Source organism: Shewanella sp. LC6, from assembly GCF_006385735.2.
GTDB lineage: Bacteria > Pseudomonadota > Gammaproteobacteria > Enterobacterales > Shewanellaceae > Shewanella > Shewanella xiamenensis.
Genome location: NZ_CP043902.1, coordinates 3,970,950 through 3,997,060, shown reverse-complemented (window position 1 = coordinate 3,997,060; position 26,111 = coordinate 3,970,950). Strand labels below are relative to the sequence as shown.

The window sequence follows — 26,111 nt, the reverse complement described above, 5'->3', positions numbered from 1 at the left end:
ATAGCATGATAAACATTGAGTCTTAGGTGGAGTTTTAGGTGCAACTGCGAACAAAATTAATCATTTATTCAACTGTTTGTTGCGCCTTAGGTGTGCTATTGACCCTAGGTGCTGTGAGCTATCGCCCCTCTATCTCGTCAGTTGAAGTCCCAGCTCCCATCAAGCTCCCCGCAATTAATATACCGCCCATCGACGTAGATAAGCTTCAAGAAAACGTCGAAGCGGCAATTAAAAATAACGAGAAATTACAACAAACGTTGTCATTACAGGAGCGTTTAAGGGCCGAGCAGATTAAGCATGAGCTGCAAAAGTTAGAGCAGCTCAAGCAAGAACAATTGCAAATTAAGCTTTTTAAACTCGAGCAGCTTAAAGACGGGCTTTTTAGTCCTTCTGCCCATCCTGATGTGCCGCCCACGGCCCCGCCAGCAGAACCTATCTCACTGCCTAAGTTGACGTTAGCGCAAGGGACAGATCAAGGGCTACCAATCACCGAATGGTTATTCATATTATTGTTTACCTGTGGTATTTGCGCCTTAGGTTTGGCTTGGTTTACCCGCCATTTAGCTCGTAGCCTCAATGCCTTAGAGGTTGGCTTACTCAACTTTAACGATAATGACTTTAGCGTCAGCATTCCGGCAAATGGTGAGGGCCAGCTTAAGGCATTGGCTGAGTTATTTAATGATTCGGCAGCTAAGCTGCGCCAGGAGCGGCAGTATATTTATCAGCGCGAATTGCTGCTGGATAAAGTGATTCAAAGCTCACCTAACGTGATGCTGCTGTTTAACGATCACCAAAAACTCATGTATGCCAACGATGCGGCGCGGCATCTTTTCCATATCAAAGGCAAAATGGAAGGCTTGAGCCTCGACGAACTGCTGCAAGACTTACCCGATGCCCTTGCCTTGGCCCTTAAGCAAGAAAAGAGCGGCCTGTTTACCATGGGTGAGGATGATACTGAGACTTGGTATCTGAGTCGCGGCCAATTTTTGCTGAATAACCAACAGCATAATTTAATCTTGCTTAAGCAGATGACCCGAGAGCTTAATCGTCAGGAAGTGGCGGTGTGGAAGAAGGTGATCCGTATTATCAGCCATGAGCTAAATAATTCTGTCGCGCCCATTGCTTCAATGGTGAACTCGGGGCGTTTACTCACGAAAGATCTCGATAATCCAAAGCTTAAACTGATATTCGACACTATAGAGAGTCGCACGAATCACTTAAGTCAGTTTATTTTCAATTATGCTCGCTTTGCTAAACTGCCTTTACCGCAGCGACGTCAAGTCGCGTGGCAGCAGCTTATCGAACATTTAACCCAGCATTATCCTTTTACCTTAGCCAATGAATTACCCGCTGAAATGGGCTATTTCGATCAAGGGCAAATGGAGCAAGTTCTGCTAAACCTGCTGAAAAATGCCCATGAATCAGGTTCCGATCCCGATGAGGTCATGCTTACCATTCGCTTTCAAACGCTGGTTGATGGCGCTGGCTTTATTATCAAGATAGAGGACCGTGGTAGTGGCATGTCGGAGGAAGTGTTAGAGCAAGCCCTGTTGCCTTTTTACTCAACCAAGCAATCGGGTACTGGCTTAGGCTTACCACTTTGCCGCGAAATCATTGAGGCCCATGAAGGCAGCATTAGTATGCATAATCGCACCGATGGCGGGCTGTCAGTACAACTCTGGTTACCGCAATAATCTGCGTTTGATAGTGTATCAAGAGTTTTCATTGCTCATTCTAATGTATTACCCAAATGGGCTATTTTGCGGTTTTTACCTTAGCTTTTTGGGCTAATTTAGGTCTCAGTCTAATGACTAGCATTCTTCAATCCTGTTAACCTTCTTTTAATAAAAATAAGCGTGAAATGTTACATGCACAACATGGCAAAGTGTGCATTTTACGCTATCGCTGTATCTGAAGGTTTGAGCATTGTAGGTAAGGAGGGACCTGTGAAATCGTTAATTCAGCGGTTGTTGTTCAGTATTTTGTGTCCATTCTTGTTTATAAGCGCTCCTGGCGCGTTAGCCGATGATGATATTGAAATCAGTGGGCTTGTGATAGATAGAACCTTAACGCGTTTTGGTAAGGATTTTGGGTTTTACTATTCAAGTTATTGGCGCGAATTGCCGTTTACTCAAGGGTTTAACGTGACCTTGTATGAGACGGTGTTTCCGCAGGCCGGAACCGTTTTAACCTTAGAAGTGAATGGAACTCGTATTTATACCACGCACTTTGGTCGTCGGGCGAACCCGATTAAGGAGAGCGCAGAGCAGGCTATTTTGTTGACGATTGATTACTTAGCTCAAGTCAGGGCTAATGCGATTACGGGTGATTTTTCAGGAACATCAGACGATTTGTAGGATAACAATAATGACATTCAGGACGTTACTTTCTCTTGCTGTGTTTTGCATAGCTCACACCAGCCAAGCAACCGAATTAATCTATACCCCCGTCAACCCAAGCTTTGGGGGCAATCCTGCGAATGGCTCCTTTTTACTCAATAAAGCGCAGGCTCAAAACGATAATAAAGCCAGCTCGACCGAGAAGGACTTTGTTACCCGTTTTAAGGAGTCATTGGAACGTAACATCATTAACTCCATCACCCGCGGCGTTGCTGATGGTGAGATCAAAGATGGGGTGTACGATACTGGCGATTTTCGTATCGAAGTCGCCTCTACTGGCACCGGAGTGATGTTAACCATCACTAACATCGAAACTGGCGAAGTGACGGTGATTGAAATGCCAACTTTTGGAGGCGGAAACTAATGGCACGTTCCATCTTTATCGCTTCTATGCTGCTGAGTATGTCCGCCTGTAGCTTGATCCCCAAGCCTGACTTAAATATTACTCCTGCTCAAGTTAATCCAATGAGTGAGGTGATGAAGGAGCTACAGAGTCAGCCTGGGCCAAAATTTCCGATCCCAGTTGCGGTATATTCATTCCGAGACCAAACCGGGCAATATAAACCTCAAGCTAACGTCAGCTCATTTTCAACTGCGGTCACTCAAGGGGCAACATCGATGCTGATGCAAACCTTGATTGACTCTAAATGGTTTACGCCCGTTGAGCGTGAAGGCCTGCAAAATTTATTAACTGAGCGCAAGATCAGTAATAAGCAAAATGGCTCAAAGGGCGATGATATCCCCGTGTTATCGACGGCGAGATTGCTACTAGAAGGTGGCATTATCAGTTACGAGACCAACACCAGTACAGGCGGTACAGGGGTTGAATATTACGGTATCGGCGCCTCGGAAATGTACCGTGAGGATTTAGTCACTATCTATCTGCGTGCTGTCGATGTACACACGGGCAAAGTGATGATGTCTGTATCTACGAGTAAAAGGGTACTTTCGCAGGAAATGCGTGCAGGCCTGTTCCGTTATACCAGTTTGAATCGTTTGGCCGAAGCCGAAGTCGGTTTTACCACCAATGAACCTGTGCAGTTTTGTGTACTACAAGCCATTGAGTTAGCAGTCGCTGAGCTTATCGAAAAGGGTGTAAAACAAGGTTATTGGAGTGCTTCGCAGTTGTCGCAACCTATAGAAAAACAACCTGAATTAAGCCAAAGCTGATTATACTAATCGTATTAAATATCTGTTCATTCAGTTAAACATCGCCACAATCGAGCCAGATATAAGTCTGGCTCGATTGCTTTTAGGTTTAGTCGGCCCGTAACGCCTTCCAAAACAGCGCAAAGCTGGCATCACGATAATGTTTATCTCTGCCCAATTCGGGGTTATCTATAAAAAATCGTGTGGCTGCTAAGTATTGTCCGTGGCAATTTTCAAGCATTAATTCAATGGGATAGTGGGCAATTAATCCCATTAGCTGCCCTTTTTTTATCAACTGGGCGATAAACCCTAAGATGCTATTCATTGCTTGTTCGCGGATAGAAGCCGCAATCATAGGTGACATTGAATATTGCTGAAAAAATAATTGCTTGATTGGATTATCAATCGACCAGTCAATCGCGCTCTGCCAGAGGATTTCTGCATGCTCTTTAAGATCGCTCCCTTCTTTGATATTTAACAATAATGCATTAGCAAACTCTTGTTTAATTGTGAGAAACAGGCTTTCCATCAACACTTCTTTGGTTGGGAAATGATGAAACAGTGTGCCTGTCGCTACGCCAGCCTGCTTGGCAATTGAAGCGGTCGAGGTGGCATGAAAGCCTTGGCTGACAAATAACGATAAGGCGGTATCGAGTATCGCCTGACGTTTATCTGTCATGGGCTTAGTATCTGTATCTGTTGGTAATAAGCTCGACATAACCACTCCTAAGCGGCCCGTATTAGCGTAAAAACAGCTTCATCAACATACGTTGGATAAAAGTGCCATAGGGTGGATGGACAAATTTACCCGTGTTAAAGCGCCCACGGCTTAGCACGGTTTTGGCGTGGCTAAAGGTGAGGAACCCTTCTTTACCATGATAATGCCCCATACCAGATGGGCCTATGCCGCCAAAGGGCGCATCATCGGCTGCTACATGGAATACCGTTTCATTGATACAAACACCGCCAGAGTGAGTTTGCTTGAGGATTTTTTGTTGGCTCGCTTCATCAAAACTCATCACATAGAGCGCTAAGGGTCTGGCGCGACGGTTTACGTAGCTAATGGCTTCATCTAAAGAGTCGTAACCGATAACGGGTAATAGCGGCCCAAAGATTTCCTCTTGCATCAATAGCATATCTTCAGTGGTATTAGTAATCAGCTGAGTGGCGAGTTTACGATTCTGGCTGTCTATTGCTTCATTTGAGGCAGAGATAATCTTGGCACCTTTGGTTTTGGCATCCTCAAGTACAGCCAATAAACGATCAAATTGGCGGGCATTAATAATGCTGCCGTAGTCCTTATTTTGGGCAATTGCGCCGTACATGGCTTGGAATTTTGCTTGATAGGCTTGAATAAAATCGCTCACTTTAGCGTTAGGGCAAAGCACATAATCAGGCGCTACACAGATTTGTCCAGCATTCAAACACTTACCATAAATCATTCGTTCTACCGCTATCTCTAGTGGCATATCGGGGGCGATAATTACTGGCGATTTACCTCCGAGTTCAAGGGTAACGGGGGTGAGATTATTGGCCGCGGCGCGCATCACATGGCGGCCAACCGTGGTTGAGCCAGTAAATAGGAGATGATCGAAGGGCAGTGCTGAAAACTGCGCCGCGACATCAGCTTCACCTTCGACAACGGCAACATGGGATTCATCAAATACTTCGGCGAGCAACTGTTTGATAACGCTATTGGTTGCTGGAGTAAATTCCGAAAGTTTGAGCATGGCATGGTTGCCCGCAGCAATCGCCGTGACTAATGGCCCAATGGAGAGCATGACGGGGAAGTTCCAAGGCACGATTATCCCAATAACGCCTAGTGGCTGATAATGCACTTTGACTTGGGCGGGGGCGAGTAAGATGCCCGCATGGCGGCGGCTTGGCTTGAGCCATTTTTTGAGGTTTTTCAAACTGTAATTGATGTTATTGACCACAGGCATAATGTCGGAAATCAGACTGTCGTCGACCGAACGATGGCCATAGTCCTGTGATAACGCCTCGACGAGCGGCTGCTGGAATTTTAGCAAGGCGGCTTTAAGGCGGATTAAGCGTTCTTTACGGATCGCATAATCAGGATTAGGTGCGGCTAAGTAACTTGCACGCTGATGTTGGAGTAACTCGGTTAACGGCGAAATTTTTGCTGGGTCTGTTGCCATGTTCATCGTGATCCCTTCAGTGCAAGTCTTAATAAAATAAAGCCGTTTGTTGCTCAATACACAAACCGACTGATTAGTCGGTTTATCCTAGCGGTTAGCGTGATTTTGCGCAAGCATACTGATGCATTTATGAGCAAGATCACGGCCTGATAGAGACTTAGCTTTTACACTTAACAGGACATTTGTTAGACAAGGAGTATGTATGACTTTGTTAAAGCATGGAATTTCAGTTGGGATCGAGCGTTATGGTGATGATGACTTTTTTGTTGCCTTTAAAGCTATTGGTACCTTAACTCATCAAGATTATGAGGTGATGGTACCCGTGCTCGAAGCCGCGTTAGCTGGGGTGAAAGATCCCGATATTTATGCCTTAGTCGATGTGACTGAGCTTGAAGGTTGGGAACTTCAAGCCGCTTGGGATGATCTAAAACTAGGGGTTAAGCATGTTCGCCACTTTGAACGGATTGCTATTGTCGGTAAAACGACTCTACAGGAAGTGATGGCAAAGCTGGCAAACTGGTTTACTCCGGCCGAGGTTAAGTTTTTTGTCGACAAACTGGATGCCATTACTTGGCTCAAAGATGAGCTTCACGATGACTAGCCATTAAGGAGAACAGATTATGCGTTCAGGTCAAATACTCTGGCCCACAGATTTTTCGGAAACTGCGGCCCATGCGTTACGTTATGCTATTGAAATGGCAAATCTATACCATGTAGGGCTAAAGATTTTACACGTTGTTGAGCAACCTATTGGTGATGAAAACTTTATGATTTTAGCGATTACCCCTGAGGAGCTCGCTAAAAGCATGGAGGAGGCCGCAGCAACTAAAATGCAGGCGTTACTCGAGGGACTCAAGACCGAATTACCGATTACAACACTTATTCGCCGAGGCGATCCCGTCGATCAAATCCTCGAGGAGGCGAATGGTAAGGATGTGGGTATGGTGGTTATTGCTAGCCATGGACGAACCGGAATTTCGCACTTTTTACATACGAATGTTGCCGAAGCTGTTGCCAATGGCGCGGCATGCCCTGTATTGGTCGTGAAATAGTCTGTATTGGGTAGATTACAGGGCGCTAAGGCGCCCTTTGTTTTTGATTGCTAAAGCATAATTAATTTTACGGCCTAGCTGCTTGTCCCGAGTTACTGCGATAAAATACAGATTATAAGCAATGCCATTTGCCCTAATATTGGGCACAACAACCTAAGTGATGGATAAAATTATGCGTACTCAAGAAGTGTTATGCCCTACGGATTTTTCGGCAACTGCCGCCCATGCGCTTAATTATGCGGTTGAAATGGCTAATCTATATCACGTAGATATCCGTTTGCTGCATGTCGTCAGCCCTGCAAGAAGTGCCCATTGTTATGGTATTGCGGTAGATACTCCCGCGACACTTGAGCAACAGTTGGCCGAGTTTGTGGAGACAAAAATGCAGAGTCTACAGCTGCAAATGCAGCAGGGATTAGCGGCTGGACTAAAGATTAAATGTATTGTTCGTCATGGTGATGCGAGCGAAGAGATTTTAGCTGAGTCAGCCGATGCGGGTATGATTGTGATTGCAAGCCATGGCAGCAGCGGCTTAGTGGATTTTTTAAAGCACCATGTGAGTCAAGATGTTGTTAGATTGGCGAAATGCCCAGTATTAGTAGTTAAGTAGTTAACTTATAAAGGATCTTGCTTGAGTTTTGATTGATCCACAATGGTATTTGAGGCTTCAGCTTCATTCTCTAGGGACATGAGTTGCCGATATTTTTCTTGTAAGGCGATCAGTGTCCCATCTTCGGTAATTTGTTTTAACCCAAGGTTAAAGTCGTCACGGATTTGCTCGCTTAAAAACGCAAATTTATACTCAGTCGGTGGAAAAATGCGATGACATACCGCCACCTGTTTACTCTCTACTTCGGTGAGTTTTCCCTCAATAAATGCCTGTCTAAGATAGTAAGTGAAAATGTTCTTATCCATAACCACGACATCAGCCCTGTGTTTCATCAGCATGTAAACCTGCTGTATTTGCCGAGCTTGTTCTTGGTAACTAGGATTAGCTTTAGTCATTTGAGTAAATTCATCACCTAAGAAGCTTGCTGCACGTTGAAAGGAAACGACTTTTTTATCCGTTAAGTCTTTAATACTATTAATCGAAAAGTTATTTTTCTCTAGGCTGATTGCGCAATTTTGATAACGAATCGCCACATTAGAGTAGAAAACGTTTTCGATCATGCCTTCTTTTACGTTGATTATGCCGTCAAGTTTGCCCTCTCTAAGTTCATGGAAAGTGCGTGCTAAAGGCAAATATTCAATATTGGCGGTATGCCCTTTGACTGCAAGTGCTTGATACAGCAAATCGAGTTCTAGCCCGCTATCAGATTCTTGGATGACATAGGGAGGAATGGAGAGGCTCACGCCAATTTTCAGTTCCGCCGCTTGGATTAATTGGGGATAAAATAATGCAATTACTGCTAGCAATGGGTAGCGAATACAGGTCATTCTAGAGACACAGGAAATATGGTTAGTTTGTTTCATTACGCACTGTTACCTTTCGCACCATTGGCCATCTCATGATGCCCAGAGTTGTCCCCTGACATATCATTGTAAGTGTAGTTTGTTAATCTACAGCCACAGTTATTTTTATCTGAATAAAGCTTGTTTATATTCAAAATGACGAGTCCGGCTGGCGTAAAAAAGCGATTTCTTCTGCTGTCGACTCTCTAGCTAATATTTTGTTTCTATGAGGATAACGACCGAATCTGTCGATAATAGCCTTGTGTTTTAGTTCAAATTCGAGATTAGCGATTGCAGCCTCTCGATTGAACAATTTTACAGCAACTTGATGGATGGCAGGGGATTCGCTATGCATAAAAGGCATAAACAAAAAGGGTACTTGTTTGGGAGAAAGCTCCTTATCAATTTGGAGTGCAACAGCCTCTTGGGCAAGGACCAGCGCAATGGTGTCGGCCTCAAACGCTGCTGGCGTGTCGCGATAGATATTTCGCGAGAATTGATCTAGTACGATGATTTCGGCTAAACGACCTTGAGGTGTCACGCGCCAATGCGCAAGCTCACCGCGCTTGGCTTGTTTTAATAGGTCTTCAAAGCGAGATTGGATTTGTGCATCAAATGTTGGGTCTTTTATCCACCAAGATTGAGGTGAAATTTCCTCAAACCAGAAATGTAGCACTTGCTGTGCGGTCATCATTTGGCCCATCGTTGGCTCTCCCATTGATTAATCTTTTTTACAAATAACAGTGATGGAGAGCTTATACAAGCAAATGCGAAAATGTATCTGCGGGAACAGATGTCAAACGGGTCAATTTGCTCGAATAATTTGAATGGAGGCTATTTCTTATTCACTGAATATCAAGTAGTTTTATATTCACTTGGTCAATATTTGGATTGATTTTTTATGCCCCTCGAATCTGCTACTCAGTCAATATCGAAACAACATAAGGCGTTTTTACGTAAGCTATATTTAGCGCATTTAATGGACGATGATCGGCATAACTTGTTATCACTCAATAAGTTGACTGGAATGCCGAGGCGAACGTTGCAGGATGCTATCGCCGCGTTTGAAGATATCGGTATTCGCGTCGAATTTGTGCAAGATGGCAGTCGAAACAATGCAGGTTATTATCGCATTTTGACCTGGGGACCAATTAGCAGTGCGTGGGTTGATACACATTTCGAGGAAATTGCCTCAATTATCGGTATCAGTCCATTAAGTGAATCCGTGGCGTGAAAGAGCGCGGATTTTGGTTTGATACTGAAGCTAAGTTAACTCAAAGGACTATGTTACCTGCGCTACAACATGATATTGCCGCAGACATCGCCATTATTGGCGCGGGCTATTCAGGACTATGGACGGCCTATTATCTTAAGCATTACCAGCCCAATTTATCCGTGGTGATTCTTGAGGCTGACACCATTGGCCAGGGCGCTTCGGGGCGAAATGGCGGTTGGTTGATGGGCGGTTTTAGTGGCGATGTAGCCTATCTTAATCAGCTTCAAGGTGAGTCGCGCTTAATGGCAAAAGCCTTGATCCAACAAACCATTGCTGAAGTTGCCGCGGTTTGCGCCCAGCATCATATCGACTGTGATTTACACCATGGCGGCAATTTACGGGTAGCCGCGCGTTATCCTGAGCAATTAGCCAATATTCAAGCCGAATTAGCACAGTGGCGCGCAGATGGCTTTGGTGAAGAAGATATTCGTTGGCTGGATAAGCCCGAGCTTGATAAGCAAGTGTGTATGGCCTACGGCCAAGCGGCACTTTATACCCCCCATTGTGCGCGAATACACCCAGCGAAACTCGTCTGTGGTTTGGCTGATCTGGTGCAAAGTTTAGGGGTGAAGATCTACGAGCATACCCCAGTAAATCACATGGTGTATCTCGGTGATGCGCAAACCCAATTACAGACGCCACAAGGAAATGTTCGTGCGGCGATTGTGGTGCCCGCCGTTGAAGGCTATCTTCGCCAATTGGGTGAATTGGGTCGATTCACCTTGCCTGTTCAGAGTTTACTGATCGCCACTGAGCCGTTAACGGATGAAATGTGGCAGGACATTGGTTTAGCTAATCGCGCGACCTTTAGTGATGCTAGCCGCATCGTTACCTATGGTCAGCGAAGTCCTGATAACCGTTTGATATTTGGCGCCCGTGGCGGCTACGGATTTGGCGCTAAAGTGCGGACTGAATTTGGATTTAATCCCGAGTGCTTTAATGCCCAATCTTCCGCTAGCCATCGTCAATCGGCTTTTAAAGGGGAATTTGGCTTTCGCTATCAGCTATTGTTGGCGTTATTTCCGCAATTGGCGGATGTGCAAATTACTCATGGTTGGGGCGGTACCTTAGCCTTAGCACGGCAGTTTGCGCCCCACGCTATTTACGATAAAAATGTAGGATTGGGGCTTATTGGTGGTTACGGCGGCGAAGGTGTTGGGGCTGCCAATCTTTTTGCCCGCACGCTGGTGGACTTGATCTTAGCGCGTGATACGCCGCTTACTACTATGCCTTGGGCTTTTAATGCCCCGGTTCAGCAAGTATTAACGCCTTGGGAACCTGAACCTTTGCCGTGGCTAGCTTATCATGGCATGAACAAGATTTTTGCATGGGAAGATAGGCTTTACAGCCGTCCAAAGAGTGCAGCTTGGCAAAAAGGCTTAGCCAAGCGGCTCGCGAATAGATTAGAAGGCTTAATGAGTTAATCTACTTATAAACCAGAGAGTTAATCAGTAAACCAGAGTGTTAATCAGGCCATTACCGAGTCATTTTTATTCATATACGATTTATTCATACACGATAACTACTTGCTGATCCGATGATGTTAACCGAACAGTTTTTCCTACAGGGCCGCGTTAAGCTTGAGATTATTCCCCACGAAATGCGTATGTCCCATTGGGTGTACGCGCCCAGATTAACCGATATGAAAAGCGGGCAAGTGCTGCTCGATCTTATCGGCCAATGCTGGGATTGTCAGTCTGCTATTGAGCGGGATAACGCGCTTTGCCTAACTCTCGATGGCTACCCCGATAGAGCCAACTGGCTTGAGTTGGCCTTTTTGCCCGATACGGGGCGAGTCCAGCTAAGGGCTGGCAATATCGACACTAAGGCGCTAGTTGCACAAGAGTTTCTACCACAGGAGCTGACTGGCTACTTTGATACGATACGCGCGAATCTCATCTGTTAAAGGAAGATATATGCCCCAAAACCCAGCCAGCTAAGGACTAACAGGGCGATGGCAGCCCAAGCAATGGGAGTAAATTGAGTCTGTGGTAGCGAAAAATCTTCGCCGTCATCCATCTCGCCAGCCGCGCTTACTTGTTGGTTTTTTGCCCTTAACTGTTGCTTTCTCTGTTTATCCCGCTCGCGAGCTTTGGCTTTTTGCAGTTTTTTATATTCGGCAATGCCCTTTTCAATCCCCTGGGCAATCAGTTTAGTTTGTTCTTTGGTTTGTCCTGGTTTTTGAGTAGCCTTCGCCATGGCTAAGGCATCTTGCTGGGTTTCGGTTGAGATAGTGGTTTTCATCTGTTCACACTGTGACTTTAGGTGTCTATTGCAGCGATTATACCCACAACTGCGCCGCTAAAGGCGCTAGTGAAGTCAATTTTGCATCAAAAAATCAATGGATAACCGCCCAGTGGTGCAGGAATAAACTCAGGTTCGTAATCCCATACTTGGCGAATTATATCAATCGATAATGCGTCGTTAGGTGTACCTTCACTGACGATTTCACCCTGTTTGAGGACGATAACTCTGTCGCTGTAACGGGCAGCCTGATTTAGGTCGTGCAATACCACAATCACAGTGTAGGCGTGCTTGTGGGCGAGATTTTTTGCTAGCGCTAATACTTTGTGTTGCTGCGCCAGATCCAGTGCTGAGGTTGGCTCATCTAACAGTAAAATCGGCGGGAAGGGGGATTGGCTTAACTGCGTTAACACCCTCGCCAGTTGCACCCTTTGTTTTTCTCCCCCAGAAAGCGTGGGGTAACTGCGCCGAGCTAAATGCAATACACCCACTTCGGCAAGCCATTTTGTGACTAACTGCTGGCCTTCTTTTTGACTCAAGGTTAAGGGATAAAGCCCCATTGCCACCACTTCATCCACGGTAAAGGGGAAGGTTAAGCTGGCATGTTGAGGCAGAACGGCGAGGGATTTTGCCAGTTCAGCCCTTGGCCAATCCACTAGTGGGCAGTGGCCAAGCTTGATGCTGCCTTGCGCAGTGGGGATCTCTTGGCACAGTGCCTTTAACAGTGTGGATTTGCCTGCCCCATTAGGCCCTAAAAGTGCGGTGACACTGCCCGGTTGAAATTGCACGCGAATGTTGTTCAACACCGCCTTATCGCCGATAGCGTAGCTGAGCCTATCCACGGTTAATTGGGTACGTTCAAAATGTTGTTTAGCGACGGGCGCAGCCGATAAGCTCATAGCCATGGAGTTCTCGCTTAGATTAATTTGCTGCGTTGTTGCAGGAGTAAAAAGATAAAGAATGGCGCACCGATAAGCGCTGTGACTAAGCCGACAGGTAATTCGGCGGGGGGTAAAAATGCCCGCGCACCTATGTCAGCTAAGGCTAAAAGCGCAGCGCCCAAGAGGGCGCTCATGGGTAAAAGTCGTTTATGATCTGGCCCCAAAATCATCCGCACTAAATGGGGAACCACTAGACCAATAAAACCGATAATCCCTGTTGCGGCCACACTCACGCCTACGCCTAATGCACAGAGTAGGATGAGTCTTAACTTAAGACGGTCGACATCAATCCCTAAATGTCTGGCTTCAGCTTCACCCAGTAGCAGGGCATTAAGTGCCATGGCATCACGCTGAAAACGCCAACTCAGCAACACTAATACCAGTAAACACAGGCCGACATATTGCCATTGAGCTCCCGCAATACTGCCCATTTGCCAAAGGGTTAAGTCACGTAATGCCATATCATTAGCGAGATAAGTCAGTACGCCTATGCCCGCTCCTGCTAGCGCTGCAATCGCCACGCCGGAAAGCAGCAATAACACCACAGATGTGCCTAAACCGTTACTCGCCAGACGATAAACGATCAGGGTTGTGGCTAACCCACAGAGAAAGGCGCCAAGGGAAATCATAAAAGATCCCACGTCGGGAAATAACACGATACAGATGGCCGCACCTAATGCGGCTCCCGATAATACCTGGGTCTGCCAGTGGATTACGGAATAATCCCTGCATCACAGCGCCACATTGAGCAAGAATTGCGCCTACCGTAAGGGCTAACAAGGTCCTGGGTAGACGCACGTTACTTACCACCAGTTGCTCATGGGGTGCAAGATTGCCAATGCTTTGCTGGGTTGCCCAATTAAATACCGCACTGAGGGAGTCCATAAGACTAATGCTTACAGGACCTACACTCACCGAGAGTATACTGCTCAGGATGAGGAGCATCATCATTGTGGGCCAAAGCCAGCGATACTGTAACATGGTTATTTTCCCGCCGTTTTACCTTGAGTGAGTAGGGTATCTGCAAGCGTTTCGGCAGCACCAATGGCGCTAATACCTAAACCTCCCAGTAAAGCTTGCGGGGCAAGGGTTTGGATATGACCATTTTGGCCTGCGGGAGTATGCGCTAGCAGCGGCATCTCCTTTAATAGAGCCTGGGTTGTTTGACTGTTGGTTTGCGAGTCAGTTTTTTCGCTGCGGTTAGACAGTAAAATCACATCCGGTTGTAAGGCGAGAATGCCCTCTTGGGACAATGTCTTGTAGCCTTCAAAGTCTGCAATATTCTTTGCGCCCGATAGCGCAATAATGGTATCGGCAGCGGTACCTTTGCCACCGACTCGGGCTCCTCGTCCTTCCTGTAATAACATAAAGAGGATTTTTGGCTGAGCATAATGTTGGCTGAGTTGTTGTTTTTGCTTATTTAACTTATCTAGCCTTTGATGCAACTCCTGCTTTAGCGGGGCCGCTTTGTCTGTTCGATTAAGCGATTGTGCTAGCGTATCGATATTGCTCATTAATTGTTGCTCATCGGCGCTTGAGGGTAATTGCACTACCTTGATATTGGCTTGTTTTAGTACGTTTAGGGTGGTTTCTGGGCCCATTACGTCGGACCCCACAACTAGTGTAGGGCTGAGTGCCATAATGCCTTCAGCGGAAAGCATGCGGTGGTAGCCCAGTTTAGCGACTGAGCTTAATTGCTCAGGCACATAGCTGGTGGCATCGACAGCCACTAACTCATCGGCCGCCCCTAACGCCAGCACTAACTCGGTGACACCCGCCCCCGCGCTCACCAACTTTATGTCCTGAGTTGCACTCCAAGCATTAAATGAAACGAGTGCTATGACTGCGGGGAGTAGACACAACCATTTATTGAATGCATTGCTATCGGTCGGTTGACTGAGTTTATTAAATCTATAACGCACAGCTTGAAACAACATGGGTAAACTCCTGATCCATCTAAAAGCAAGGTCGAGGTGTTATCAACCTTGCAGGGTAAACGGGTTAAAACACGATTGAGTTAAGGTTTAGGGTTAATGTTCCATCAAAATTTGGGTTTGATTAATGGCGTTGCCCTGCAAAAGTGCCAGTAGCTGCATTAGCGGTTCAACTGGCGCGGCTTTATCGGCAGCAATAATGACGGTGGCCTGTGGTTGAGCCGTTAACTGCGCTTCAAAGGCTGTAGTAAACGCGGTTAAATCAGCAAATTTTTCGCCATTAATCGCCCAGTAGGGTGAAGTCGCCATAATATTGATGGCTATCGATTGCTTATGCTCGAATGCAGTAATGGCGTTGCTTGGGCTTTGAGGTACATCAACGGGTAAGCTCAGCAAACGGCTATTTGCGGTGAGCAACAGAAACACTAAAACAATAAAAATAATATCAATCAATGCCGTAAGATCGATGCTGGGCAGTGGCTCTAAGGCACTGATCCCTGCTTGGGGTAACGACGTGTGGTGAGTGCTTATCATGGCTGAGACTCAAGAGATGCGGCGTGTGGAGTGTTAGGTGTTTGATTCGCCTGATTTCCTAGAGCGAATGCCTGATATAAGTCCTGCTCAAGTGGCTGCTTGTCTACACCGGATAACCATAAGTTAATTTGATTCAGCACATGGCTCGCTTTTAAGCATTGGCTATGCGCCCAAATCCCGAATAAATGGGCGGCGGTAATAGTCGGCACCGCAATAATAAGGCCTGCTGCGGTAGTATTCATCGCCAGCCCAAGCCCCGCACTGAGTTGCGCGGGTGTGACTGGCCCTTGGGACTGGCCAAGTTGGGCAAACATGTCAATTAACCCAAGTACTGTGCCGAGTAACCCCAGTAGCGGACTAATAATCCCTATCACTTGCAAAATCTTAAGGCCCGCTTGCAGCTCCCTTTGTTGTTTATTCAGCCATAGACTGAGTAATTCTTCCCTGAGTGGTTTGGGTTGATGTGCTTGCGCTAACAGCAGTGTTGCGCCACTGGCCAGTAAATCCTGCTGATGGCTGGTTTTAGAGAGTAAAGCTTGAATGTTTTCGCTTGTCGGTTTGGCATCAGAGTGGCGTAGCTCTTTAACCCAAGCTTGTTTTTTTGGGGAGATTGACGCTACGGATTGTTGTAAAAACAGTGCGCTACGCTCAAGGCAAATCATCAAGGCAAGGAATGCACATATCAGCAAAGGCCAGGTGAGTGAACCGAGCTGGCCATGTAGGGTAGAAAAGTCAGTCATAAGCGGTGAGTCTCTATAGTTAGATCTGTTATCAAGCATTCAGCCAAATTCGTTGCAATAGGATTAGCGTGGTTAAGCGATTGCATCGCCACAGGATCAATTTAAGGCGAAGCGAATCGGTACCCTCACCTTGTAATGGCTCGCCAGTTTTGGGCTTGGCGCCTCAAACTGCCAAGTCTCTACCGCCTCTAGTGCCGCTTGATCCAGCAGGCTGACACCAGAGCTTTTGACTAACGTGAGGGCGAGCTGTTGTCCAAATTCGTTAAACATCACTTCAATTGTTGCGGTTCCTTCCAAGCCTTTTTTGCGCGCCATACGCGGGTATGTTGGTTGGGGAGGTTGACTGGCAAAAGTGGGTGTTGCCAGCTCGATAACCTCGGGAGTGGCTTTGGTGTTCTTGCTGGCACTTGTGGGCGTCACATCGCTGTTGTTAATAGCTGCATTATCTTGAGTCTTGATTTCTGCCATTTGCGATATCTCTCGCTCAGAAGATTTTGCTATTTCTTCTGTTTCTTGTTGATGCAGTGTATTTGCAGCCATTAGCTTCATAGCCGTTGTCGCATCTGCCTTAGAGGATGTGTTCGGCGTTGGCTTGTTTTGTTCAGCGGATTTAACAGTTTGCGGCTTAGCTGTGGTCGGTTCGTGGGCTTGCCTTGCCATTTCAGTTGTCGCCGTATCAGTTCGTTTTGGCGCCGTTTGGCGCTTACTGGCATTAGCTACCTTGGCATTAGACGAGCTTGCATTAGGCACATTTTGGGAGATCGTATCCACGGGATCTGCATTCGCTGGCGTACTTTTTAGCTCAGATATGACCGCTGATTTTTCCACTGAATGATGTGCTGCAAAGCTTAAGGTAACCGCTTTGTTTACCTCATTGAATGCGTGCATTTGAGCAAATTCGTTAAGATTCTTCGGTAATGAAATCGAAGGCTGCGAAGCTATAACCCCCGTTTGAATCGCAACAGTTAATGCGCCAAAAGCTAAATATCGTTTTGGTGTCACGGCAAACCTTCCCATTCCCAAAGCATTCACTCATCAATCATTGCTAATTAAGATACACAAATATAAATAAGATCGCAAATGATAATGATTTTCATTTGATCAATTTTATATTCTCAGTTAGAGTGCCTGCAATTGCTAAAGTGAATGCTCAAAAAACTAGCAAAATGCCAAGGTAGGCGAATGACTGTTACGAGTCTTTTTAGATACTAATTGATTAATAAAATTAATAATTTGAGGAAGATAATATGAACAAAAAGCCGTTAGTGATCGCCGTTGCGATGGCACTAAGTAGTACGGCGCTAAGTTTTGCGTTAGCGGCTGAAGAAGGCGTCAAACCCTCTGCGGTTCAGAAGAGTGCTGAACAGGGGGTTGTCGAAACTGAATTTGATGAAGTGTTAGTGAGTGCGACGCGTTTGAGTGAGAAAGTGTCTGAAACCAGTCGAAGTGTGGCAGTTGTCGCAGAAGAGCAGCTTAACGTTTCACAGGCTTCATCGGTTGCCGAAGTATTAAAAAACGAAGCGAATATTAACTTAACAAATGGCCCAAGAGCGACCTCTCAGGGCGTCGAAATTCGTGGTTTAAGCGGTGATCGTGTTTTACAAACGATCGATGGTGCAAGGCAAAATACTAGTTCGGGCCATCGCGGTTCCTATTTTATGGACCCTGAACTACTTAAATCTATCGAGGTGATCCGAGGTCCTGCCAGTAGTTTGTGGGGCAGTGGTGCCCTCGGCGGTGTTGTTGCACAAAATACTAAGTCTGCTCAGGATTTTTTAGCGCCAAATGAAACCTTTGGTGGTTATGTCAAACAAGGCTATGACACCAATGGCGACCGCACTAAAACCAGCGCCGCAGTCTATGGCCAGCAAGCAACAGTCGATTGGTTGCTCAATGGCAGTTATGTTGATTCCAACAATATTAATACCGGCAATGATGAAACCTTAGTCAACAGCGCTTCTTCAGGAAGCAGTGGACTGGCTAAATTCGGCTGGCAGGCTGATAAAGCCTCACGCTTAGCGTTATCGGCAAGAGTTAACAAGATTAATGAATTGGTGCCAAGTAATCCTTCTGCGGCAGTGAGTAGCTCAGTGCCTTTAGTGCGCCGCAAAACGGACGATCAAAATATCACCCTCAATTACAGCTTAGCGCCAGCCAATAATCCTTATTTGGATACTCATGTGCAGGTTTATTGGAATAGCACAGATTACGACGAAGACCGTGTCACTAAAGGCCAATTAGATAGTACTGAATACCGCACCGTTGGCATTAATTTGAACAATAGTTCTCAACTCGGTAACACTAAGTTGACCTACGGTGTTGATGGCTATCGCGATACCCTTAAAACCGTTAGAGACGATAAGGGACAGGTTGGGCAGCGTCCTGAGGATATTGATGGCGAAACAACGGTATGGGGAGCTTTTACTCGGGCGGATGTGCAACTGACACAAACGGTAAACCTCGATGCTGCTTTGCGTTATGACAGTTTTAAAAACCAGAGTCATAACCTTAATGCATCTGCTGATGATACTGAGCTATCTCCTTCACTTGGATTAAGTTGGCAAACGCAGCCATGGCTGACCTTAAGTGCGCGCTATGATCAGGCCTTCCGAGCGCCGACGGTGGAGGAAATGTTCTCTAGCGGTACCCATTACTGCATTCCGCCAATACCGGGTTTTTTACCCCAAGGGTTATGTAACACCTTTGCGACAAATCCTAGCCTAAAGTCAGAAGTGGCCCGTAATAAAGAGCTTAAAGCTGACCTTCGCTTCAATGACTTAGCTGGTGATGATGAGTTAGCCATTACCTTAAACATCTTCCGTAATGATGTGGACGATTTTATTGTTCAGCAAGTCTCTAATCCATATCGGGGGATACCAGGACTTGAGCAAACAACCTCGTGGAACAACGTGGAAGACGCTCAATTAACGGGCTTTGAGCTCAGTGGTCGTTATCGTATTGGACAAACGCGTTTAGCGATGAATTATGGTCAAACCCGCGGAGAAGACCGTAACACTGGCGATTATATCGAAGGGATGCCAGCCAATAAGTTTAATGTCGACTTGTCCCAAGGGATTATGGAAGGCGATATGAAGCTAGGCACGCGAGTGACCTATGTTGCCAGCCAAGCGAATACACCCAAAGGTTACAGTGTTGCAAAATATGATGAATACACCCTTTGGGATGTGTATCTAGCATGGGAGCCCGCGATGGGCGTAATGTCGGGCCTGAGAGTTGATTTTGCCATTGAAAACATTGGTGATGAGAAGTATCTGCAGGCATGGCAAACCTTGTATCAGCCCGGCCGTAATATGAAGCTGTCTGCACGCTACATGTTCTAAACCTTGGGATAGAGGATCTAGGAAATGACCCAAACAGTCGACATTGAAAACACGGATAACGTGCTGAGTCGCCGAGATTCAAATGCTGAAACCCAGCAAATGTTGCGGCAACGATTTGAAACTCAACCAGATTTAATGCCTGTACAGTTGGCGAGTGAATTAGGGATTGCCGAGCTTGAGGTGGTTACCGCCTTACCTCAAGCGCAGCGAGTGTTTTTACCTTTGGCCCATATGGACGAGTTACTACAAAGCTTACCCGAGTGGGGTTCGTTAACTACCATAGTGATGCTTTCGGGCAGTGTATTTGAATTTAAAGGCGATTTTCCCCAAGGAAAATTTGCCCATGGCTACTACAACCTCTACAGCAAAGGGGATGGCTTACATGGCCATCTTAAATTGGATGGCATGCGGGCGATAGCCTTGATCAGCAGACCTTTTAGGGGCAGCGAGAGCCATTCCATTAACTTTTTTGGACCTCAGGGTGAAGTGGTATTTAAAGTTTATTTAGGACGTGACAAGCAAAGAGTGCTTTTTCCTGAGCAAGTGCGCCGTTTTAAAGCGCTGGCCGCTACCTTTGCTGATTAACATTGATGAACGTAATTTATTGAGGAAACCAATATGAAGCCTGACATTTCCGAGCAAGAACAGCGTTTAAGGGACAAACTGTTACCTGAAATAGAGGTCTTTAAACAGCAACGTAAAACCTTACAACTCGCCACCGTCGATACCGATGGTCAACCTAATGCCAGTTACGCGCCATTTGCCTTAGCAGACGATGGTTTTTATATCTTGGTGAGTGACTTAGCGCGCCACGGCCATAATCTTAAACAGTCTACTAAAGTGTCTGTGATGCTGGTGGAGGATGAAGTCGAAGCCAAATCTGTATTCGCCCGCAAACGATTAACCTTTGATGCCATGGCTCAAGCGGTTGCACGTGATACGCCCTCGTTTAGCAAAGGAGTCAGCCTGTTATCTAAACGTTTTGGCGACATGTCGGATAATTTGGCAGCGCTGACGGACTTTAACCTGTACAAGTTAGCGCCCCATCAAGGATTGTATGTCAAAGGCTTTGGCCAAGCCTTTACTCTTACAGGCAGTGAATTACTCGATGTGAACTGGAAGCGTGATGGTCACCATGGCACCCCAAAAACGCCTGAAGATATGCAGGTAGCTTAGATATCTGTGTTTTACACTTCTGTACTTTGATCTTGCCCTACTCAAGGCGCAATCATAAACCCGCTATCAATGCGGGTTTATTTTTGGCTTTTATATTCTTAGCCTTGAATTTTTGCTTTGCTAGCATCACTTTGGTTATCGTGTGCGCTTTCTTGTGTGCTCAGTTCATTGTCATTTGTGCTAAGTTGAATGACAAATAAAGCCGAAGGATAACAAGAGTGAACAAACCGCTCATAGAGCCCACCGATTCGAGCATTCCACCTCTTCGACCATTATTGGAGTCCATTGTGTCTCAACAATCTTCACACACCTCGGTTCGCCAACGGGCGGTATTGCCCTGGCTTTGGCAATTTCTTAAGCCCTATCGCCTGCGGGTGGTAGCGGCGATTGTATTTCTGTTGATTGGTTCCTTGGCCTGGCTATCCCTCGGGCAGGGCGTGCGGTTGATGGTGGACGAAGGCTTTATTAAGGATAACGCCCAGCGTCTCAATGAAATTATTCTGTTGGTGCTGCTGATCACCGCCGTGAGTGGCACCGCGGTGTTTTGCCGTTTTTATCAGATGACTTGGCTCGGCGAGCGGGTCAGTGCCGATATAAGGCTTGCGGTTTATAATCAATTACTTAAATTATCTCCGGCATTTTATGCCAAGGTGCGCACTGGTGAGGTGATTTCGCGTTTTACCGCCGATTCAACCTTACTGCAAACCGTTGTCGGCTCGAGTCTTTCTATGGCACTGCGCTCCGGCGTGACGGTTATTGGTGGGCTGGCGATGATGGGGATCACCAGCGTGAAGATGACACTACTGGTGTTACTGGCCGTGCCTTTGGTGTTGGGGCCTGTCGGTTTCTTTGGCAGAAAGGTGCGCACCTTAGCGCGCGAGAGCCAAGATAGGGTGGCGGATCTCGGTGCCTATGTGGATGAAACCTTGCATGAGATCCACACAGTGCAGGCCTATGGCCATGAGGATAAGGACCGCAGTTTATTTAACGGCCGTGTCGAAGATGTGATGACCGCCGCCAGCGGCCGCATTCGTTACCGCGCGCTGCTGATTTCTTCAGTGATGTTCCTCAGTATTGCTGCCATTGCGCTAGTGACTTGGGTCGGCGCCCACGATGTGATGTCGGGTAAGATGACGGGCGGCGAACTCTCAGCCTTTATGTTTTATGCGGTCATGGTGGCAGGCGCGGTTGCGACCATTAGTGAAGTGGTCGGGGAAATCCAACGTGCCTCGGGCGCCGCAGAACGCTTAATCGAATTAGCCGAAACTGAGGTCGATATTCCGGCGCCACTGGTGCCTAAAACTCTGCCAGATAAAGTACGCGGCGAGCTGCAACTGCAACAACTTAACTTCCATTATCCCGAGCAAACTCAGTTAGTGCTCAGCGACTTAGACCTTGTAATAAATGCCGGCGAGCGGGTGGCTTTGGTCGGCCCGAGTGGTGCCGGCAAGAGCACGCTATTTCAGTTATTGCAGCGGTTTTATGTGCCGTCATCTGGCAGTATCTTATTGGATGGGATTGATATTGCTGCGCTTTCACCACAGGATTTGCGGGCGCAGTTTGCACTGGTGCCGCAGGACTCAGTGATTTTTGCTACTAGTGTGCTAGAAAATGTGCGCTATGGCCGCGTTGATGCCAACGAGCAGGAAGTGATCGATGCCTGTATTGCGGCCCGTGCCCATGAGTTTATCAGTGAATTTAATGAAGGTTATCAAACCTATTTGGGTGAGCGCGGTGTGCGCTTATCTGGCGGGCAAAAACAACGTATTGCCATTGCGAGGGCCATTTTAGCCGACAGACCTATCCTATTACTCGATGAGGCCACCAGTGCACTCGATGCCTTGAGTGAGCAAAAAGTGAAGCAGGCGCTTGATGAGTTAATGGCGGGTAAAACTACGCTGATCATCGCCCATCGGCTTGCAACCGTAATTAATGCCGATCGAATTATTGTGTTTGATAAGGGGCGAATTGTTGCCAGTGGTAAGCATCAAACTCTAATGCAAACCAATGCCTTATATCGAGAGTTTGCCAGTTTGCAGCTGCTAACGGATGAGGTTAACCCATTGAGCGAGTAAGACTTGGATTGGGTAAAGAGGCTCAAATAAAACCCCAGAGTGTTGCTCTGGGGTTTTATTTGATTTAAAGCCGTTCAAATTACTTAATGGTTTTTAAGGCTGATTTTTGAGTTCTCTACGCAGAATCTTACCCACAGTACTCTTAGGCAACTGCGGCATAAATTCAATCAACTTAGGCAGTTTGTAGGCAGTGAGTTGCTCGCGGCAGAAGTTGATGATGGTGGTTTTCATCAGGTCAGGGTCTTGGCTGTCATCCTTGAGCACGATACAGGCTTTGACTGCTTCTCCCGAGTGTTCATCCTTTACGCCAACTACGGCGCATTCGATGATATTTGGGTGGCTAGCAAGCACGTTTTCGACTTCATTAGGATAGACGTTAAAGCCGGAGACAATAATCATATCCTTTTTACGATCAACGATTTGATGGAAGCCTTCCTCGTTCAGAATCGCAATATCCCCCGTTTTAAAGAAACCATCAGCCGTCATCACATTGGCCGTTTCTTGGGGATTATTCCAATAACCTAGCATCACCTGTGGGCCACGGGCGGCGAGCTCACCGGCTTCCCCTTGCGCGACTTCATTACCGTTTTCGTCTAACAGTTTGACTTCAGTGCCGAGAACGGGCTTACCGATAGTACCAATCTTTTGATATTCCGGGGCATTGAGCGAGATCACTGGCGAGGTCTCGGATAAGCCATAACCTTCGCTAATGGTATTACCCGTGGTTTGTTGCCACAGATTGGCAGCCGCAGCGGTCAGCGCTGTGCCACCTGAAATAGTGATTTTTAAATGGCTAAAATCTAGCGCCTTAAATTCGGGTTGATGGCACAGGGCGACAAATAAGGTGTTAAGCCCTGCAAAACCGGTGAAGGGGTATTTCGCCAGCGTCTTGATTAAGCCATTAATATCACGGGGGTTAGGGATTAATACCGAGCAACCGCCACATTCAAAATACAGCACCAAGTTCACCATAAAGGCGTAGATATGGTAAATCGGCAGTGGCGCGACAAAGGTATCTTCCCCTTCGGTGATAACACTGCCGATGCGGGATTTTACCTGCGCCGCATTGGCGAGCATATTACCGTGGGTCAGCATTGCGCCCTTAGAAAGACCCGTTGTGCCACCGGTATATTGCAGCGCGGCTAAATCGCCTAAGGCGGGCATAAAGCGCGTAAACGGTAGCTCTGCACCTTGTTTTAATACGTGACAGAATTCGACATTTTTAAGCCCCGTTTTGGGCTGAACTTGTGGATCGATAAGATCTAACGGGTGGGTCGAAATCACCAATTCAATTGGTGTGGTTGCAACCACTTTGGCGAGGGTTGGCAACAGATCTGACAATACCACTAAGGCCTTAGCGCCTGAGTCATTAAACTGATGGATAAGCTCACGTTCAGTATAAAGCGGGTTAGTGTTGACGAGAATCAGGCCTGCTCGTAGTGCACCATAGGCGGCGATGACGAATTGGGTAATATTGGGTAATTGAATCGCGATCCGATCGCCAGGTTTTAGGTTAGTGTTATTCTGCAAATAGGCGGCAAAATAGCGTGAATCACGTTCTATCTCATTGAAGCTACTGCTTTTACCTAAGCAAGCATATGCGGTTTTATCGCCAAAGCGTTGGCTAGTGCGTTCGATTAAGTCTATGAGTGAAGAGTATTTGCCAAGTTCGAGTTGTGACTCTTGATCGTATGCCATGCCTAACTACCTCAAATCGGTTTAGTCGTTATTATTATTTTAAAATCAAACGAGTGTTTAGATTAGAAGGATTCAACCTATAAGGTCAATGTTTATCGCCAAATAATTCTATCCAAAGATTGCTACTATCTTTATGTTAAAAATAGTGTTTTTACTCTATATGGGCGGAGTAGAGTTAAGTCTTTATTAACTCGGGTATATTAGGGCGTGTTGATGTTTTAGGGGCATTTTTATAGCAATTGTTAGCTGAATTGGGGGAAAGAAAAGGGCGCGCAATAGGATGTGGCCATTTTAAAAACCAATAAGACGCTCAATCGATGGCGTCTTATTGGTTGTCTACGGCTAAATGGGAGCATTGAGGCTATGAATTAAGGGCTAAAGAAGCCGGTTTCTTGGCTGACGCTTTGTTTGGGTTCGTTGACATCAGTTACCGAGAATTCGATAAGTTTGCGTCCCGCAGGGATTGCATTCTTATCGGCTAATACTGTCACGGGGTAATCTGCTTGTTCACCTGCCGCGAGGGTGATTACCGGGTCGGCAATTAAGCTGAATGGCATTTCGCTGTTGACCGCGAGTTGGTATTGCTTGGTTTGTTGAGTCTTGTTACGGATCTTCAGCTGGTAGGTATTTTCCACTTTGTTATCGGCGGTTTCGCGGTACAGACTCTGTCTGTCGCGAATGACGTTAAGCTGAATCTCACTGCGACTGGAGAGATCTAAACCTATCACAACCAACATAATAACAACGGCAGCGCCGTAACCTAAAAAGCGTGGCGAGCGCAAATTGGAATGGGCGACACCTTTTAATTCATTCTCGCTAACATAGCTAATAAGGTTTTGTTTGTATTCGAATTTTTGCATGGTTTCATTGCAGGCATCGACACAGGCGCCGCAGTTAATGCACTCGTATTGGAGGCCTTGGCGAATATCAATCCCCGTCGGGCAGACCTCAACACATAAATTACAGTCAACACAATCACCGAGTTCGGTTTGTTGCTTGCGTTTACGGGGGCCGCGGGCTTCGCCGCGTGCGGCATCATAGGTCACGGTTTTGGTGTTGGCATCGAACATCACGGCCTGAAAACGCGCATAGGGACAGCAGTGTAAGCACATTTGTTCGCGCATCCAGCCAGCGTTTAAGTAAGTGCAAATCGCGAAAAACCATACCCAGCAGGTTGTCCAAAAGCCGGCGTTGCCAGTAAAAATATCCAAGTAGAGTTCACGGGCTGGGATGAAGTAACTGATAAATCCACAGCCAGTAATCAAGGCGGCTAATCCCCACAGGCTGTGTTTGAGCGTTCTTTTACTGAGTTTACTCGCAGACCATGGCGCCTTATCGAGCAACTTGCGTTTATTGCTGTTACCCTCAATTTGGCTTTCGAGCCAGACAAACATAAAGGTCCACGCGGTTTGTGGGCAAAGATAGCCGCACCAGACCCGTCCCCAAAACACGGTTATAAAAAAGAGGCCAAAAGCCGCGGCAATAAACACCCAAGCGAGTAAGGTGAAATCCTGTGGCCAGAGCGTGAGGCCAAAAAAGAAGAATTGTTGCTGACTCACATCCAGCAGTATCGCTTGCCGACCATCAAATGAAATAAACGGCAGTGCAAAAAACAGCAGTACTAACAGGCTATTCATTGTGGTTCTGAGACGCTGAAAATAGCCTTTCTGCTCTCGGAAATGAATCTGGCCACTGCTTTTGTGTGCAGGCTTATCTTCCGCCTGGATATTTTTTACCGGGATAAATTGCTCGGCAGAGGGATGTTTGGCGTTCTCTCTGTGTTGGGTGTCACTCTTGGGCATATGCTGTCCTAACGGCTTAAATAAGATTCGGCTCCCTATAGCAAGCGTTAGGCCAAAATAATTTGCATTTAACTATTTGATATTTATTGATTTAAATTAGATTGGTTTTTATGTGTGTCGCGATATATCGTCAATTGGC

26 protein-coding genes and 1 pseudogene are annotated in these 26,111 nt (G+C 46.5%); 14 read left to right on the top strand and 13 right to left on the bottom strand.

Annotation, left to right across the window (positions count from 1 at the left end; translation table 11 throughout):
• Positions 1-38: 38 nt before the first annotated feature.
• From FJD32_RS17995 to FJD32_RS17980, 4 genes are all read left to right on the top strand, one after another.
• Positions 39-1,694 carry an ATP-binding protein gene (locus FJD32_RS17995; RefSeq protein ID WP_037428400.1) on the top strand — a complete coding sequence of 552 codons (1,656 nt, stop codon included), beginning with the start codon at positions 39-41 and terminating at the stop codon, positions 1,692-1,694.
• 252 nt (positions 1,695-1,946) lie between these two features.
• A complete protein-coding gene (locus FJD32_RS17990) occupies positions 1,947-2,357 on the top strand; it encodes a curli production assembly/transport protein CsgE (RefSeq protein WP_037421568.1) in 411 nt (136 codons plus the stop codon).
• Positions 2,358-2,367: 10 nt separating this feature from the next.
• Positions 2,368-2,763, top strand: coding sequence for a curli assembly protein CsgF (locus tag FJD32_RS17985; protein WP_037421565.1), 396 nt, complete (start codon positions 2,368-2,370; stop codon positions 2,761-2,763).
• Positions 2,763-3,569, top strand: coding sequence for a CsgG/HfaB family protein (locus FJD32_RS17980; RefSeq protein ID WP_037421563.1), 807 nt, complete (start codon positions 2,763-2,765; stop codon positions 3,567-3,569). Before FJD32_RS17985 ends, FJD32_RS17980 begins: the two co-directional genes overlap by 1 nt.
• A gap of 88 nt (positions 3,570-3,657) precedes the next feature.
• Here FJD32_RS17980 and FJD32_RS17975 read toward each other — a convergent pair whose 3' ends face one another.
• Both FJD32_RS17975 and FJD32_RS17970 read right to left on the bottom strand, forming a co-directional pair.
• Positions 3,658-4,266 carry a TetR/AcrR family transcriptional regulator gene (locus tag FJD32_RS17975; protein WP_037421559.1) on the bottom strand — a complete coding sequence of 203 codons (609 nt, stop codon included), beginning with the start codon at positions 4,264-4,266 and terminating at the stop codon, positions 3,658-3,660.
• Between the two features lie 22 nt (positions 4,267-4,288).
• A complete protein-coding gene (locus FJD32_RS17970) occupies positions 4,289-5,713 on the bottom strand; it encodes a coniferyl aldehyde dehydrogenase (RefSeq protein ID WP_037421556.1) in 1,425 nt (474 codons plus the stop codon).
• A gap of 196 nt (positions 5,714-5,909) precedes the next feature.
• Here FJD32_RS17970 and FJD32_RS17965 point away from each other — a divergent pair, with 196 nt between their 5' ends.
• The 3 genes from FJD32_RS17965 (at position 5,910) to FJD32_RS17955 (ending at position 7,369) form a co-directional block, all read left to right on the top strand.
• Positions 5,910-6,308 carry an STAS/SEC14 domain-containing protein gene (locus FJD32_RS17965; RefSeq protein WP_037421553.1) on the top strand — a complete coding sequence of 133 codons (399 nt, stop codon included), beginning with the start codon at positions 5,910-5,912 and terminating at the stop codon, positions 6,306-6,308.
• A 19-nt stretch (positions 6,309-6,327) separates the two neighbouring features.
• Positions 6,328-6,759, top strand: coding sequence for a universal stress protein (locus FJD32_RS17960; RefSeq protein WP_047538365.1), 432 nt, complete (start codon positions 6,328-6,330; stop codon positions 6,757-6,759).
• Positions 6,760-6,931: 172 nt separating this feature from the next.
• A complete protein-coding gene (locus tag FJD32_RS17955; RefSeq protein WP_088586037.1) occupies positions 6,932-7,369 on the top strand; it encodes a universal stress protein in 438 nt (145 codons plus the stop codon).
• 5 nt (positions 7,370-7,374) lie between these two features.
• Here the strand turns inward: FJD32_RS17955 and FJD32_RS17950 are convergent, their stop codons facing one another.
• Together FJD32_RS17950 and FJD32_RS17945 are read right to left on the bottom strand one after the other, a co-directional pair.
• Positions 7,375-8,196 carry a transporter substrate-binding domain-containing protein gene (locus FJD32_RS17950; RefSeq protein ID WP_226871918.1) on the bottom strand — a complete coding sequence of 274 codons (822 nt, stop codon included), beginning with the start codon at positions 8,194-8,196 and terminating at the stop codon, positions 7,375-7,377.
• A 166-nt stretch (positions 8,197-8,362) separates the two neighbouring features.
• Complete coding sequence (locus FJD32_RS17945) at positions 8,363-8,914, bottom strand: DUF924 family protein (RefSeq protein ID WP_037431586.1); 552 nt, start codon at positions 8,912-8,914, stop codon at positions 8,363-8,365.
• Positions 8,915-9,112: 198 nt separating this feature from the next.
• Here FJD32_RS17945 and FJD32_RS17940 point away from each other — a divergent pair, with 198 nt between their 5' ends.
• The 3 genes from FJD32_RS17940 (at position 9,113) to FJD32_RS17930 (ending at position 11,393) form a co-directional block, all read left to right on the top strand.
• Entirely contained in the window at positions 9,113-9,445 is a 333-nt protein-coding gene (locus tag FJD32_RS17940; protein ID WP_088586035.1) for a winged helix-turn-helix domain-containing protein, read from the top strand.
• The gene (locus FJD32_RS17935) at positions 9,442-10,911 is read left to right on the top strand and encodes an FAD-dependent oxidoreductase (RefSeq protein WP_122040762.1); all 1,470 of its coding nucleotides are present in this window, start codon (positions 9,442-9,444) and stop codon (positions 10,909-10,911) included. Before FJD32_RS17940 ends, FJD32_RS17935 begins: the two co-directional genes overlap by 4 nt.
• A gap of 113 nt (positions 10,912-11,024) precedes the next feature.
• On the top strand, positions 11,025-11,393 hold the full coding sequence (locus FJD32_RS17930) for a hypothetical protein (RefSeq protein ID WP_140906704.1): 369 nt from the start codon (positions 11,025-11,027) through the stop codon (positions 11,391-11,393).
• On the opposite strand, the gene FJD32_RS17925 is transcribed toward FJD32_RS17930, so the two are convergent.
• The 7 genes and pseudogenes from FJD32_RS17925 to FJD32_RS17895 form a co-directional block, all read right to left on the bottom strand.
• The gene (locus tag FJD32_RS17925) at positions 11,390-11,731 is read right to left on the bottom strand and encodes a DUF2956 domain-containing protein (protein WP_011073471.1); all 342 of its coding nucleotides are present in this window, start codon (positions 11,729-11,731) and stop codon (positions 11,390-11,392) included. The two genes, FJD32_RS17930 and FJD32_RS17925, sit on opposite strands and share 4 nt — an antisense overlap.
• 86 nt (positions 11,732-11,817) lie before the next feature.
• Entirely contained in the window at positions 11,818-12,636 is an 819-nt protein-coding gene (locus tag FJD32_RS17920; protein ID WP_088586033.1) for a heme ABC transporter ATP-binding protein, read from the bottom strand.
• An 11-nt stretch (positions 12,637-12,647) separates the two neighbouring features.
• Positions 12,648-13,653: pseudogene (locus FJD32_RS17915) on the bottom strand (iron ABC transporter permease).
• A gap of 2 nt (positions 13,654-13,655) precedes the next feature.
• Positions 13,656-14,609 (bottom strand): hemin ABC transporter substrate-binding protein, encoded by a 954-nt coding sequence (locus FJD32_RS17910; RefSeq protein WP_088586032.1) that lies wholly within the window; start codon positions 14,607-14,609, stop codon positions 13,656-13,658.
• A gap of 93 nt (positions 14,610-14,702) precedes the next feature.
• Complete coding sequence (locus FJD32_RS17905) at positions 14,703-15,140, bottom strand: biopolymer transporter ExbD (RefSeq protein WP_088586031.1); 438 nt, start codon at positions 15,138-15,140, stop codon at positions 14,703-14,705.
• Complete coding sequence (locus tag FJD32_RS17900; RefSeq protein ID WP_226871904.1) at positions 15,137-15,880, bottom strand: MotA/TolQ/ExbB proton channel family protein; 744 nt, start codon at positions 15,878-15,880, stop codon at positions 15,137-15,139. The genes FJD32_RS17905 and FJD32_RS17900 overlap by 4 nt, the downstream gene beginning before the upstream one ends.
• Before the next feature lie 96 nt (positions 15,881-15,976).
• A complete protein-coding gene (locus FJD32_RS17895; protein ID WP_088586982.1) occupies positions 15,977-16,882 on the bottom strand; it encodes an energy transducer TonB in 906 nt (301 codons plus the stop codon).
• A gap of 245 nt (positions 16,883-17,127) precedes the next feature.
• Here FJD32_RS17895 and FJD32_RS17890 point away from each other — a divergent pair, with 245 nt between their 5' ends.
• The 4 genes from FJD32_RS17890 to FJD32_RS17875 all read left to right on the top strand — a co-directional run bounded on the left by FJD32_RS17890 (position 17,128) and on the right by FJD32_RS17875 (position 22,472).
• Positions 17,128-19,221 carry a TonB-dependent hemoglobin/transferrin/lactoferrin family receptor gene (locus FJD32_RS17890; RefSeq protein WP_088586029.1) on the top strand — a complete coding sequence of 698 codons (2,094 nt, stop codon included), beginning with the start codon at positions 17,128-17,130 and terminating at the stop codon, positions 19,219-19,221.
• 24 nt (positions 19,222-19,245) lie between these two features.
• Positions 19,246-19,806, top strand: a complete 561-nt coding sequence (gene hutX / locus FJD32_RS17885; protein WP_088586028.1) for a heme utilization cystosolic carrier protein HutX — start codon at positions 19,246-19,248, stop codon at positions 19,804-19,806.
• 33 nt (positions 19,807-19,839) lie between these two features.
• Positions 19,840-20,397 (top strand): heme utilization protein HutZ, encoded by a 558-nt coding sequence (gene hutZ / locus FJD32_RS17880; protein ID WP_037427099.1) that lies wholly within the window; start codon positions 19,840-19,842, stop codon positions 20,395-20,397.
• 287 nt (positions 20,398-20,684) lie between these two features.
• A complete protein-coding gene (locus FJD32_RS17875; RefSeq protein WP_088586027.1) occupies positions 20,685-22,472 on the top strand; it encodes an ABC transporter ATP-binding protein/permease in 1,788 nt (595 codons plus the stop codon).
• Between the two features lie 93 nt (positions 22,473-22,565).
• Here the strand turns inward: FJD32_RS17875 and FJD32_RS17870 are convergent, their stop codons facing one another.
• Positions 22,566-24,170 (bottom strand): long-chain fatty acid--CoA ligase, encoded by a 1,605-nt coding sequence (locus FJD32_RS17870; RefSeq protein WP_088586026.1) that lies wholly within the window; start codon positions 24,168-24,170, stop codon positions 22,566-22,568.
• Positions 24,171-24,538: 368 nt separating this feature from the next.
• On the bottom strand, positions 24,539-25,972 hold the full coding sequence (gene ccoG / locus FJD32_RS17865; RefSeq protein WP_088586025.1) for a cytochrome c oxidase accessory protein CcoG: 1,434 nt from the start codon (positions 25,970-25,972) through the stop codon (positions 24,539-24,541).
• Between the last annotated feature and the right edge of the window lie 139 nt (positions 25,973-26,111).

What these genes read in the sequence shown, in the direction of transcription:
- FJD32_RS17985 (WP_037421565.1), top strand. Translation starts at nt 2,368, where the DNA reads ATGACATTCAGGACGTTACTTTCTCTTGCTGTGTTTTGCATAGCTCAC.
- FJD32_RS17980 (WP_037421563.1), top strand. Translation starts at nt 2,763, where the DNA reads ATGGCACGTTCCATCTTTATCGCTTCTATGCTGCTGAGTATGTCCGCC.
- FJD32_RS17975 (WP_037421559.1), bottom strand. Translation starts at nt 4,266, where the DNA reads ATGTCGAGCTTATTACCAACAGATACAGATACTAAGCCCATGACAGAT.
- FJD32_RS17970 (WP_037421556.1), bottom strand. Translation starts at nt 5,713, where the DNA reads ATGAACATGGCAACAGACCCAGCAAAAATTTCGCCGTTAACCGAGTTA.
- FJD32_RS17965 (WP_037421553.1), top strand. Translation starts at nt 5,910, where the DNA reads ATGACTTTGTTAAAGCATGGAATTTCAGTTGGGATCGAGCGTTATGGT.
- FJD32_RS17960 (WP_047538365.1), top strand. Translation starts at nt 6,328, where the DNA reads ATGCGTTCAGGTCAAATACTCTGGCCCACAGATTTTTCGGAAACTGCG.
- FJD32_RS17955 (WP_088586037.1), top strand. Translation starts at nt 6,932, where the DNA reads ATGCGTACTCAAGAAGTGTTATGCCCTACGGATTTTTCGGCAACTGCC.
- FJD32_RS17950 (WP_226871918.1), bottom strand. Translation starts at nt 8,196, where the DNA reads ATGACCTGTATTCGCTACCCATTGCTAGCAGTAATTGCATTATTTTAT.
- FJD32_RS17945 (WP_037431586.1), bottom strand. Translation starts at nt 8,914, where the DNA reads ATGGGCCAAATGATGACCGCACAGCAAGTGCTACATTTCTGGTTTGAG.
- FJD32_RS17940 (WP_088586035.1), top strand. Translation starts at nt 9,113, where the DNA reads ATGCCCCTCGAATCTGCTACTCAGTCAATATCGAAACAACATAAGGCG.
- FJD32_RS17930 (WP_140906704.1), top strand. Translation starts at nt 11,025, where the DNA reads ATGATGTTAACCGAACAGTTTTTCCTACAGGGCCGCGTTAAGCTTGAG.
- FJD32_RS17925 (WP_011073471.1), bottom strand. Translation starts at nt 11,731, where the DNA reads ATGAAAACCACTATCTCAACCGAAACCCAGCAAGATGCCTTAGCCATG.
- FJD32_RS17920 (WP_088586033.1), bottom strand. Translation starts at nt 12,636, where the DNA reads ATGGCTATGAGCTTATCGGCTGCGCCCGTCGCTAAACAACATTTTGAA.
- FJD32_RS17910 (WP_088586032.1), bottom strand. Translation starts at nt 14,609, where the DNA reads ATGTTGTTTCAAGCTGTGCGTTATAGATTTAATAAACTCAGTCAACCG.
- FJD32_RS17905 (WP_088586031.1), bottom strand. Translation starts at nt 15,140, where the DNA reads ATGATAAGCACTCACCACACGTCGTTACCCCAAGCAGGGATCAGTGCC.
- FJD32_RS17900 (WP_226871904.1), bottom strand. Translation starts at nt 15,880, where the DNA reads ATGACTGACTTTTCTACCCTACATGGCCAGCTCGGTTCACTCACCTGG.
- FJD32_RS17890 (WP_088586029.1), top strand. Translation starts at nt 17,128, where the DNA reads ATGAACAAAAAGCCGTTAGTGATCGCCGTTGCGATGGCACTAAGTAGT.
- hutX (WP_088586028.1), top strand. Translation starts at nt 19,246, where the DNA reads ATGACCCAAACAGTCGACATTGAAAACACGGATAACGTGCTGAGTCGC.
- hutZ (WP_037427099.1), top strand. Translation starts at nt 19,840, where the DNA reads ATGAAGCCTGACATTTCCGAGCAAGAACAGCGTTTAAGGGACAAACTG.
- FJD32_RS17870 (WP_088586026.1), bottom strand. Translation starts at nt 24,170, where the DNA reads ATGGCATACGATCAAGAGTCACAACTCGAACTTGGCAAATACTCTTCA.
- ccoG (WP_088586025.1), bottom strand. Translation starts at nt 25,972, where the DNA reads ATGCCCAAGAGTGACACCCAACACAGAGAGAACGCCAAACATCCCTCT.